Origin of the sequence: Lysinibacillus sp. NPDC093197, from assembly GCF_044754025.1 — a bacterium.
Classification (GTDB): Bacteria; Bacillota; Bacilli; order Bacillales_A; family Planococcaceae; genus Lysinibacillus.
Map to the genome: position 1 here is coordinate 180,680 of NZ_JBIVOH010000008.1, position 11,544 is coordinate 192,223.

Genomic DNA, 11,544 nt, shown 5'->3' on the forward strand with positions numbered 1-11,544 from the left:
CAAATGATGCATGATAAAAAGGAAAACTTATACCATAATATCGAACATGAAGTGGCGACTTATATAAAGTCAGCTAGTAATCAATTAATGGAAGTTCCTACGAATGTGTTTCTTCTGCCGTTAATTACGACGGATGTATTTTATTTAGAAAAAATGAGCGGAATTTTAGCACATACAGATGGGACCTCAAATATTTTTATATATTTAAATGTTGATAAAAGGGTGGATTCAAAATTTATTCAAAGTATTTCCTTCCATGAATACCAGCATGTTGTTCGCAATACAATCGTCAAAAAGAAAGAACCAAAAACTTTACTAGATGTAATGATAGATGAGGGTTGTTCAGAATTATTTGTGGAAGATGCTCTTGGTAAAGACTATGTTGGGGAATGGGCAACGTCGTTAAGTAACAATGAAATAAATCTGTATATAGAACGTTTTAGGCATAAGCTTTCTTTAACGAAAGCGGATGACATTCAAAAATTTATGTATGGTAATACGTTGGAATACCCATTGTGGTTAGGTTATTCGATGGGATACTACATTGTTAATAACTTTAGGAAGAAAGAGCCACAAATAAAATTCGAACATTTAATACGACTTAATCCTTATCAAATTTATTATAACGCTACTAGTATAGATAGGTGATTAACATTAAAATGAATACAATTTCGTATATATGGAGAAAGTATCCAGATTTTAAAAGATTACAAATGTCTTCAATTTTTACTGGATTAGGATCATGGATTTCGTTTATAGGGATGCTTGTGCTATTAGATAAAATAACACAAAATGGGATACAGTTAGGATTATTATGGTCAATAAGTGGACTTGCACCTATTCTATTTAGCTTATTTACTGGCGTTTTTGTAGATAGGGTGAATATTAGGAAGTTAATAGTTTTTGCTGATTTTTTTAATGCAATATTATTTTTAGTTTATATATTTATTCCACAATTCGATATGAACATATCTTGGGTATTATTTTTTGTTATTCGATTCATAATTGGAATATCAAATTCGTTCTCTTCTATCGCCTCTCAAAAATTAGTGAAAAATATCGTCAATGGAGAAGATTTAGTTATTGCTAACTCTTTAAGCTATACCATTACAAGTGTTATAAGACTTACAGGAGCCTCAATCGGGGGACTAGTGATTTCGTTTTTTCCTCTAGAGATAGCATGGATTATCGCCTCATTCCTATATTTAATATCAGCAGTTAATATTTATTTATGTAACTGGAAGCATAGTGAGAAAATAAAATCAGAAAAGAATTTTAAAGAAGAATTTATAACGGGTTTAAAAGTTGTTCAGCAAAATAAATTAGTGGGGATCGTATTGATTTCTGCATTAACAATGGGAATAATTATTGGAACCTTTAATTTAATGCTTCAGCAATATGTTACAAATATATATAAAATGCAAAATTATGGGATTAGCATGTTGTATTGCGCTGAAGGTTTAATTGCAATTATTGTTGGGTATAAAATAGCTCAGAAGAAATTTATGCTAAGCAATAAAATTAAATACAGCTTTATCTATGGATTGATTGGATTAGGATGGATACTTTTCGGTTTTACTAATGGTATATATCAAGGCATACTTGCACTAATTATCTTTTCAATCGGCGCAGCGATATTAGCCCCATTTGAAAGATACATTATGCAGACACAGGTTCCAGAAGCATTACAGGGGAGAGTCTTTGGCTTGTGGAATACCGTTACATTGGCTGCAATACAAATTGGTGCGTTATTTACTGGAATCATTATAGAAGGCTTAGGTATCAGATTTGTCCCAATCATAAGTGGTACTCTTGAAATACTAACAGGTATCGTATTTTTTATTATTTTTAGTGCCAGGCACACAAACAATTCTGACAATTAAAAATAACGGCAACAAAATGTCCTTTCCATATGCGAATACATTGTATAAAGCTGAGGATGAATTTTGTATATGGAAAGAGTATTAAAACGAATCAAAGATATTTTAGCATTACATACATAAATAGATATTACAGTGAAGATGCATTATCTATGTAAATGAGGAGAATATAAAAATATTCCTCCTAATATGCTTTGAACAGAAGAAGGTGTTAATGGGAAATGCCCATAATATGCATTATTTATAATAAACTCTTCTTGACCTTGTCGTGGTCATATTCGGAAACATTGTGATATGATAAAAGAGAAGGATCCTGTTCTGCAAAGCAAGGACAGAAAAGGAGAAGAATTTCATGATTTCAACTAACAGCAAAGACTTATTAGCAATGCCAATTAGTGATTTTATTATTTCATCCGAAAAGGTCGCGCATGTACAAATTGGTAATAGTGCTGAGCATGCACTCCTTGTTCTAACACGTACGGGGTACTCATCAATACCTGTATTAGATATGAAATATCGACTTCAAGGTTTACTGAGCATGAAAATGATTACCGAATCCATTCTAGGTCTCGAACATATTGAATATGAAAAATTACCAGATATTAAAGTCGATACAATAATGGAGAAAAATATAGCCGTATTAAAGATGACGGATACATTCCAACGCGCTTTAGATTTGGTTATTAACCATGCATTTTTATGTGTTATAGATGAAGATGGTACATTTACAGGAATTTTAACAAGACGCGTTATTTTAAAGCAGTTGAAAAAATATATCTATCAAAAAGAAAAGTAGTGTAAGAGGGAGCTCAGATGAAAATCATGAGGTCCCCCTTTACTTGTATTGGAGGTTTAGGTAATTGATGGCAACAGAAGCGGAAATTTTGAAAGTTTTAGCTGAGGAACGCAATATGCGTAAGGCAGCGGAGCGGTTGTTTTTATCGCAGCCTGCACTTTCACAACGGTTGCAATCGATTGAAAAAGATTGGGGTGCACAGCTTTTTATTCGTTCACAAAAAGGACTAACAGCAACACCTGCAGGGGAGCACGTCATTGCCTATGCAACAGACATGCTCACTAAAAAAGAAGAAATCTTTGAAATGATTCAATCCTTAACGACAAAAGTTAATGGGACACTAAAAATTGCTTGTGCTTCGATTGTAGGGCAAAACTGGTTGCCCCAAATATTAAAGGACTTTGTGACAAAATATCCAGAAGCTAAAATATCACTTATGACTGGCTGGAGCTCAGAAATTGTCAAAGCTTTATATGAAGGAGAGGCTCATGTCGGAATTGTGCGTGGTCAGGTCGATTGGAAAGGAGAAAAGATTCATCTTTTCCGAGATACACTGTACTTAGTCGACCAAGAATTAAAAACGATTGAAGATGTGTTAACGACTGATCGCCCATTTATTCAATTCAAAAGTGATTCAAATTATTACCAGGAAATACAGCAATGGTGGCAACAGCATTTTGCTTCAAATCCAAGAAGACAAATTTTAGTGGACCAAATTGAAATATGTAAGCAGATGGCGTTAAATGGCATAGGTTATGCTATCTTACCGTCAATCACATTAAATGAGCATGATAATATTAATAAAATCGCACTAACAAACGATGAAAAAGAATTCGGTTTAACGCGAGATACATGGTTAATTGGCTATGAGTCTTCTTTTGAATTACGACAAGTTGAGGCATTTGTAGAAGTCGTGCAAGATCATGCGCGATGTCTGTTTGACTATACAAAGTAAATATCCCAATGCTAAAAAAGGCTGGGACAAAAGAGAAAAAGTGTTAGATTGACTGCCGTCAAACTAACACTTTTTTGCTGTGCTTATTATGAAGGAGAACATATATATTCTTTCATTTGGCATAGATAGAATCCAATTAGTTGATGGTAGCGGAGGCGGTGACTCCTGATGGAACGCACGCAGCGTAAGATGCGGGCATTCCGCGCGTTAGCGAGCGTTGCGGCTTACGGTGTGCCCGCGGAAAGCAACCGCCATAGCGGACATCAACGGGTAGCAAAAATAGGCCCAACCTCTATTTATATTTCTCCCTAAATCTTAAGAGTTTATGAATATTCATGAAGATATCATAAGAAATGGAACAAAATGCCCGATAAAACGTATAATTATGTAATCATCTAAAAGTAAGAAAAAGGGGTTGAGCTTTTGAAAAAAATAAATATTACAGTACTAATACTATTATTAATGCTTGTTGTAGGTTATGCTCTGCCTGTCTCCGAGGCGAGCGCAGCACCTACTTTAGAGGTACAAGCTAAGGCAGGGATTTCAGGAAAGGCTAAATATCAATCAGTTACACCATTGCAAGTAACGGTAAAAAATAATGGTGCTGACTTTTCGGGAGATATGGCCATTAATACCTTTAATTCTTATCAGGCTGCATCAGCACTAGTCGTTCCAATCGATATAGCAGCTGGTGAAGAAAAAACATTTACATTATATTTAGACAGCTTAGCTGACTACGGATATTCCGATGCCGATTTATTTGCCTTTTATGAGGGCGATATTGAAAAAGGAAAAAAGGTCGCATATAAAGGAACAAAACGTTTGCAGGCTAATTTTTTAGAAGCAAATTCAACATTTATTTATACGCTAACAGATAAAAGTGACCGATTATCGGCATATTTGCGATTATCACAATTTGTACCATCAAATAGTGTTGAAATTTTTAATTTAAATCAACTAAAGGATTATACATTACCTGAAGTTGCACAAGGCTTTGAGATGGCGAATATCATTGCAGTAGATGAGATAGCCATTGCTGATTTATCACCTAAACAACAGGAAGCATTATTAAAATGGGTACAAGATGGCGGTACATTATTACTTGGAGGCGCTGAGCAAATCAATGCAACAGCGGGCGTTTTTAAAGACTATTTACCACTTTCATTATCCCAACAAATGACAAGTGTCTCAGCAGATAGCTTAACAAAATTATCTGGAGGCGGTATTTTCACACAAGCAATACCGGTATATACAGCAACAGAAAACGAAGGAAGTGTCCCAGTATTAAAGGACAATAATATTATTCTAGCAGCTAAGAAACAGGTTGGTAGTGGAGAAATTGTGCAAACAACGTTTTCATTAGGAGATCAGCCTTTAGCATCGATGGATGGTTATGCGGCATTAACGGCGAAAATGCTAGATATTCAAACAATGTCTCAACAAACAACGATGCAAGGTCAATCAACGATGGATCAGCTTTCTTATGAGCTAGGTAGTATTAATGAGTTATTCCCATCATTTGAAGTGTCTGTTACTTATATGCTCATCGTCATTATTCTTTATATTTTAGTAATTGGTCCAATCCTTTACTTTGTTCTAAAGAAAATGGATAAACGTGAGCATGCTTGGTGGGTAGTTCCTGCTATTTCTGTTGTCCTATCGATTGCGCTATTTATTTTTGGTGCAAAAGATCGTATTGTACAGCCACAAGTACAACAATCGGCATTTTTTAAAGTAAATGAAGATAGTAGCGTAAATGGCTATTATGTTGAATCGATTTTAACAAATCGAAGTGGTAATTTTGTTGTGAATGCAGATAAGGCTACGACTGCACTAGCATTCCGTAATAACTATAATCTCTCCGGTGCAGCGGGTTCATTACATGAATCATCGTATATTAAGGAGCACGCAAATGGTTCGACATTAACATTACGTGATTTAAGCTATTGGTCTGTACAATCTTTTGGAGGAAAAACTGCAGCTCAAAATATTGGCAAAATGGATGTTGATATTACATTAAAAGACGAAAAGCTTTCAGGAACAGTTAAAAATAACTTCCCGTTTGCTCTAAAGGATGTCACTGTAATATCGGGCACGAAAGAAGTGAAGCTTGGTGATATTGAACCAAATGCCACACTAACGGTGGATAAAGAAATGAAAACAACGGTTCTTCAAAAGCCTTCAAACTTTAATAATTATAATTATGATAATCCAAAGTCGAAGGAAGAGGTTGACCCAATACGTATTGAACGCATGAAATCTCAGGCACTTCAATTAGTAGAAAATGAAAAACAACCAGTCATTACAGCTTGGGCAGAGCAAGCGATTGTTGGCGTAGAACTTGAAACAAGCGTCAAGATGTCGCCTATTTCTTATTTTGTACAGCCATTTGATGGAAAAGTTGAAATGTCCGGTCCATTTACGATGAAACGCAACAACTTTTCATATAATTTGAGCCCACAATCATCAAATGCCTTTTTTGATAAAATAGATGAACAGTTGAATACTTGGTACTTGTCAGACGGCTTATACGAATTATCGATAGAGATGCCAGACAATTTTATGAGCTTCGTTCAATCTTTAAATGAGCTCACAATTTCTAATAAAGATGTTAAACGTATGCAGCTATCGATTTGGAATAATACAACGAATGCCTATGAGCCATTAGTGGATACAAAGCAGGTGTTTACAAAAGATATTACTCAGTATTTCAATGAAAAGGGTGAACTGCTTTTGGAAATTAAATTTGGACCAGATCAAACTGGAGAGCAGACAAAATTACCTGAAATAGAGCTGAAAGGAGTGGCGAAGTAATGATTGAGATTCGTGATTTAACAAAAAAGTATGGCTCCTTCATAGCACTAGATCATTTAAATCTATCATTGGAGGAAGGGGTAGTGTTTGGTTTCGTAGGTGCCAATGGTGCTGGGAAATCGACAACATTTTCGATTTTAGCAACATTGCTTTCCCCAACTTCAGGCGATGCATTGATTAACGGAAAAAGTGTCATTAAGGAACCAAAAGAAGTGCGTAAACAAATAGGCTATATGCCAGATTTCTTCGGTGTATACGACCAACTAAAGGTAGATGAATATTTAGACTTTTATGGTGCGAGCTATGGCATTGGAACGCAGGACCGTAAAGTGCTGATACCACAGTTATTAGAGCTCGTTAATTTAACTAATAAACGTTTTGAATATGTAGATTTACTATCACGAGGAATGAAGCAGCGTCTATGTTTAGCAAGAGCCCTCATCCATGATCCAAAGGTATTAATCTTGGATGAACCTGCTTCAGGATTAGATCCACGTGCGCGAGTAGAAATGCGTGATATTTTACGAAATTTAAAATCCATGGGAAAAACCATTTTAATTTCCTCGCATATTTTGCCAGAGCTAGCTGAAATGTGCGATGAAATTGGCGTTATTGATAATGGTAAACTGATTGCCCATGGCAATGTTGCTACTATTCAAGCTCAGTTACAAGGGGAAAAGCGCATTGTCATTAAGGTTTCGGATTGTTTAAATGAAGTACGTGCATTTTTGGAAGAAGATCCACTTATTTCTTCAATAGATGTGATGGACAATCGATTGGAAATTGCCTTTAATTACCGTGGAACGGACAGTGAACAAATCATGTTACTGAAAAAGGCAATGCTTGCGGATTTACCAATTTATGCATTGAGTGAGGAAGAAAAAGATTTAGAGGATGTCTTTATGGCGATTACGAAGGGAGCGGACAATCAATGATGGAAAGGTTTTATAACCCTGTACTTGTAAAAGAATTGAAGTTACGCTTCCGTTCTTTTAAAAGCTTTTCAGGTTTAATGTTTTATCTAGCAGTGATTTGTATTTTTATCGCAGGCTTTTTACTGCTGACGACTGAATTTACCGGCAAAGGCTTCTTCAGACCCGACACAAGCTTTATGATGTTTGCAGTACTGACAATTTTACAAATGGCACTCGTTCTTTTCATTACACCGAGTTTAACTGCTGGGGCAATTAGTAGTGAACGAGAAAAGCAAACGTTAAATATTTTACTAACAACTACACAAAGCTCAACACAAATTATCATTGGTAAATTATTGTCATCCGTGGCGTTTTTAGTATTAATGTTAATCGCGGGGCTACCGTTGTACAGTTTAGTATTTTTATTTGGTGGGGTATCACCTTCACAACTTATTTCAATCTTTTTATTTTACTTATTAACAGTTGTTGCAATTGGCAGTATTGGTGTTATGTTTTCAACTATTACGAAGAAAACAATTGTCGCAATGATAGCTACGTACGGTTCAATCATTTTTTTAGGTGGAATTACGGCGTTTTTCTTCTTCCTATCGATGGCATTCCATCAAATGGGCAATACGATTGCAACAGGTTCTTCATTTATGACATATTTTTGGGCATCTATTAATCCAGGTGCTTTAATGCTTACACTTATTTCTCCATCTATGGGAGACGCGTTAACCGAGCTTAGCGGAGTGAAGTTCCCAGTATGGATTACCTATTTAGTAGTTTATATTTTAATTATCGTGTTAAGTTTATCGATTGCGATTAAAAAATTACGTGCCAATATGAAGAGTAATCGATGAGGAGGAAACAGCATGGAGCGTCGACAGCAATTACGAAAATTTATTCAGCGTGCAAAAAACAGTTTAACATTTGAGAAAAGTCTACCAATTGCACAGTACGGGTTGTTTTTAGCATTGCTTTCGAGTGCTTTGCTCGTCCTTGTATCAAGATTGTTTGTTTGGCCATATTATCGTCAAATTGCGCTTGCTACCTTTATTATTGGCATACTTGCTACAGTTGTTTTAATGTGGTGGCGACGTGTTAAAGAGAAGGAAGCATTGCATGCGTTGGATTATTACTTCGCTCATAATGAATTAGTAACAGCATTGTCATTTAAAGATGACAAAGATCCACTCGTGCAATCTTTACTTGCAAAAGCTGTCCAAAAGTCGGAAAAAGCCTTTGCTGAATTTAAAGCTCGAAAGAAAAATTTGTTTCGAACTCAAGCCTTCGTCGGCCTTTTTGTGACAGCTGTCGTATTAGCAATACTTTATATGTTCCCAGCGGCAACACAAATTGAAGCGATTGAAGTTGAAAAAGAAAAGGCTGTTATTGAGGACATTAAAAAAGAAGTTGCCAAGTTAGAGAAAAAAGCAGAGACAAAAGAAGTGAAAGAGCAGTTAAAGGAATTACAAAATACATTAAAAGAAACACAAACTGCCGAAGAAGCATTACGTGAAGTTGTGAAAAAGCAGAAGGAATTAGCTCTAAAAGAACAGCAATTAAAAGATAAGCAGACTGCGAGTAAAGAAGGCGCTGCAGACAATAACAATGACACTTTATCAAAAGAGGAAATCGCACAGTTGAAAGAGCTTGCTCAGATGCAGCAACAGCTTACACAAAGTGCGAATACAACGCAAACTGCGATGAGCAATTTAGGGAAACCAGCAAGCAATACATTACAAAATGCTATTGCTAGTGCTAATAGTACAAATAATAACAAGCAGAGCAATTCAAACTCGAATCAACATTCTTCAGGTAACGCACAGCCGAGCAGTCAACAAGGGCAATCGGGACAGCAAGGACAAAATAATTCCCAAAATGGTTCCCAGCAAGCAACAGGCAACGGGCAATCACAAGGCAACCAGCAAGGTCAAGGACAAGGACAGGGCCAAGGTCAAGGACAAGGACAAGGACAAGGTCAAGGTCAAGGAAGTGGCTCAGGTTCTGGTTTAGGAAATGGTGCGGGGAGCGGTCAAGGCAGCCGAAACTTATTAACTACACCTAGAATTGGTGGATCTAATGAAACGACTGTCGATGGCGGGCAATTAGGCGACGGTTCGCATGTATCTGAGCAACAAGGAAATGGACCGATTACGAAAGGTTCTATCCGACCGTATGAAGAAGTAATTGGCTCATATAAAGACAGCTATTTAGAAAGCTCAGAGCGTTTACAATTGCCGAAGGATTTACAACAAGTCGTGCAATCATATTTCACGACTATTGAGCAGCAGTAGGAGGAGAAAACATGGCATTTACAGAACAACAGTATGTCGAAATGGGTACGAAATTACAACAAGTAAAAGATGAAATTCATCGTTTTATTGTTGGACAAGAAGAAGCAATTGATTACACATTATATGCAGTCCTTGCAGACGGACATGCGCTGTTAGAAGGGCTTCCTGGATTAGGGAAAACGATGCTCATTCGTACAATCTCTGAAGTGCTCGATTTATCTTTTTCACGTATTCAATTCACGCCGGATTTAATGCCTGCTGATATTACAGGAACAAGCATGATTGAGCGCACAGCAGATGGCAGACAGCAGTTTGCATTCCAGCCAGGGCCAATTTTTAGTCAAATGGTATTGGCAGATGAAATTAACCGTGCAACACCAAAAACGCAAAGTGCCTTGCTTGAAGCAATGGGGGAAAAAACGGTTACGATTTTAGGGGATACGAAGAAAATGGCAAAACCATTTTTTGTCCTAGCTACACAAAACCCAATTGAAATGGAAGGTACATATCCGTTGCCTGAGGCGCAAATGGACCGTTTCCTTTGTAAAATTCTCGTTCCATATCCAGAGAAAAGTGAGCTTATGGAAATTATGAAGCGGACAACAGGTGCGCAGGAAGTAAGCTTACAAAAAGTTTTGGATACAGATGGACTAATTATGGCGCAGCAAATGGTTAAGGAAGTGATGATTGCTGATGAGATGCTTGAGTTTGCAGCAGATCTTGTTGTGGCAACACACCCTGAAAGCGCAGATACTATCGATGAAGTAAGGCACTATGTTATGTATGGCAGTGGACCTCGTGGCTTGCAAAGCTTAATTAAGTTAGCGAAAGCTAGAGCTTTAATGAGTGGACGCTTTCATGTGTCTGTTGGGGATATTAAGTCAGTGGCGAAGCCCGTATTACGTCACCGAATGCTGCTGAATTATGAAGGGGAGGCTTCAGGTAAAACAGCAGATGATGTGATAGACGTTATTTTAGACAAAGTACAGCAAGGCGTAAGTCGATGACAAAAAACATATTGCCCGAAGATTGGTTAGCGAAAATAAGTCGTTTCCAAGTGGCGACTGCCTCCAAAATGCGTGGCCAGCATAAAGGCTCGCATCGTTCGCAGCGCTTCGGGGCATCCCTCGATTTCTCTGATTTCCGCGAATATCATTTAGGTGATGATGTGCGACAAGTAGATTGGAACGTCTATGCAAGAACCGATAAATATTTTATTAAACGTTTTTTAGATGAGCAAGAAATGAGAGTGCATATTTTATTAGATGCAACAAAATCAATGGGCGATCAAGCAAAATGGACGTTTGCGCGGCAAATCGTTGCTTCACTTGGATTAATGGTACTTGGGCGAGATGACCGTTTATCGTTTGCTTATGTGCAGGATGACGTGAAGCCACCGTTTCGTCGTAAAGGTGCAATGTATCGTCGTGCCTTTTTGCAAGTTGTAACAGAAATTGAACAAGCAACTTATACAGCAGGCTTTGCACAGGGAGCATTAAAGGCTTTACCAAAGGATAGTACTGTGCTATTCATCGTGACTGATGGGCTTGAACCTATTGAGGAATGGGAGCAGTTATTGAAAAGATTACCCCGTTTTGCAGGAGATGTCCGCATTTTACAAATCGTTACTGAGGAGGAGCTATCCCCTCATTATGCAGGAGATGTGCGTTTACTCGACCGTGAAACAGGGCGTGATGTAAATGTCACGATGTCATCAAAAGTACTAAATACGTATGAGGCAAGACGTCGCCTTCACGAAGAAGAGTTTGAAACCATTTGCCGTCGCTTTGGCGTGCGTAAACTGCAACTCAAGGTGGAGGACGGGTTGCAACATGCAATCTTTCAGCAATTATTAAAAGCACATTGGATTAGGTGAGGTGAGCCG

The 11,544-nt window shown here is 37.3% G+C and carries 10 protein-coding genes; all 10 read left to right on the forward strand.

Features of this window, described 5'->3' with window-relative positions:
• Nucleotides 1–3 precede the first annotated feature (3 nt).
• The 10 genes from ACIP9G_RS18845 to ACIP9G_RS18890 all read left to right on the forward strand — a co-directional run bounded on the left by ACIP9G_RS18845 (nucleotide 4) and on the right by ACIP9G_RS18890 (nucleotide 11,535).
• A complete protein-coding gene (locus tag ACIP9G_RS18845) occupies nucleotides 4–648 on the forward strand; it encodes a DUF2268 domain-containing putative Zn-dependent protease (protein WP_401021377.1) in 645 nt (214 codons plus the stop codon).
• An 11-nt stretch (nucleotides 649–659) separates the two neighbouring features.
• Nucleotides 660–1,883: an MFS transporter gene (locus ACIP9G_RS18850; RefSeq protein ID WP_401021380.1), complete on the forward strand. Its 1,224-nt coding sequence runs from the start codon at nucleotides 660–662 to the stop codon at nucleotides 1,881–1,883.
• A 349-nt stretch (nucleotides 1,884–2,232) separates the two neighbouring features.
• Nucleotides 2,233–2,676, forward strand: coding sequence for a cyclic-di-AMP-binding protein CbpB (gene cbpB / locus ACIP9G_RS18855; RefSeq protein WP_340826130.1), 444 nt, complete (start codon nucleotides 2,233–2,235; stop codon nucleotides 2,674–2,676).
• Between the two features lie 67 nt (nucleotides 2,677–2,743).
• On the forward strand, nucleotides 2,744–3,631 hold the full coding sequence (locus tag ACIP9G_RS18860) for a transcriptional regulator CcpC (protein WP_340826530.1): 888 nt from the start codon (nucleotides 2,744–2,746) through the stop codon (nucleotides 3,629–3,631).
• A gap of 423 nt (nucleotides 3,632–4,054) precedes the next feature.
• A complete protein-coding gene (locus ACIP9G_RS18865; protein ID WP_401021383.1) occupies nucleotides 4,055–6,445 on the forward strand; it encodes a hypothetical protein in 2,391 nt (796 codons plus the stop codon).
• Complete coding sequence (locus ACIP9G_RS18870) at nucleotides 6,445–7,380, forward strand: ABC transporter ATP-binding protein (protein ID WP_340826126.1); 936 nt, start codon at nucleotides 6,445–6,447, stop codon at nucleotides 7,378–7,380. Before ACIP9G_RS18865 ends, ACIP9G_RS18870 begins: the two co-directional genes overlap by 1 nt.
• Nucleotides 7,377–8,222, forward strand: a complete 846-nt coding sequence (locus ACIP9G_RS18875) for an ABC transporter permease (RefSeq protein ID WP_401021386.1) — start codon at nucleotides 7,377–7,379, stop codon at nucleotides 8,220–8,222. The genes ACIP9G_RS18870 and ACIP9G_RS18875 overlap by 4 nt, the downstream gene beginning before the upstream one ends.
• Nucleotides 8,223–8,234: 12 nt before the next feature.
• Nucleotides 8,235–9,659: a hypothetical protein gene (locus tag ACIP9G_RS18880; RefSeq protein WP_401021387.1), complete on the forward strand. Its 1,425-nt coding sequence runs from the start codon at nucleotides 8,235–8,237 to the stop codon at nucleotides 9,657–9,659.
• An 11-nt stretch (nucleotides 9,660–9,670) separates the two neighbouring features.
• Nucleotides 9,671–10,666, forward strand: a complete 996-nt coding sequence (locus ACIP9G_RS18885; protein WP_401021388.1) for an AAA family ATPase — start codon at nucleotides 9,671–9,673, stop codon at nucleotides 10,664–10,666.
• Nucleotides 10,663–11,535 (forward strand): DUF58 domain-containing protein, encoded by an 873-nt coding sequence (locus ACIP9G_RS18890; protein WP_340826120.1) that lies wholly within the window; start codon nucleotides 10,663–10,665, stop codon nucleotides 11,533–11,535. Before ACIP9G_RS18885 ends, ACIP9G_RS18890 begins: the two co-directional genes overlap by 4 nt.
• Nucleotides 11,536–11,544 lie beyond the last annotated feature (9 nt).

Excerpts from the sequence above, each read along its gene's own strand:
- ACIP9G_RS18845 (WP_401021377.1), top strand. The coding sequence starts at position 4 with ATGATGCATGATAAAAAGGAAAACTTATACCATAATATCGAACATGAA.
- ACIP9G_RS18850 (WP_401021380.1), top strand. The coding sequence starts at position 660 with ATGAATACAATTTCGTATATATGGAGAAAGTATCCAGATTTTAAAAGA.
- cbpB (WP_340826130.1), top strand. The coding sequence starts at position 2,233 with ATGATTTCAACTAACAGCAAAGACTTATTAGCAATGCCAATTAGTGAT.
- ACIP9G_RS18860 (WP_340826530.1), top strand. The coding sequence starts at position 2,744 with ATGGCAACAGAAGCGGAAATTTTGAAAGTTTTAGCTGAGGAACGCAAT.
- ACIP9G_RS18870 (WP_340826126.1), top strand. The coding sequence starts at position 6,445 with ATGATTGAGATTCGTGATTTAACAAAAAAGTATGGCTCCTTCATAGCA.
- ACIP9G_RS18875 (WP_401021386.1), top strand. The coding sequence starts at position 7,377 with ATGATGGAAAGGTTTTATAACCCTGTACTTGTAAAAGAATTGAAGTTA.
- ACIP9G_RS18880 (WP_401021387.1), top strand. The coding sequence starts at position 8,235 with ATGGAGCGTCGACAGCAATTACGAAAATTTATTCAGCGTGCAAAAAAC.
- ACIP9G_RS18885 (WP_401021388.1), top strand. The coding sequence starts at position 9,671 with ATGGCATTTACAGAACAACAGTATGTCGAAATGGGTACGAAATTACAA.
- ACIP9G_RS18890 (WP_340826120.1), top strand. The coding sequence starts at position 10,663 with ATGACAAAAAACATATTGCCCGAAGATTGGTTAGCGAAAATAAGTCGT.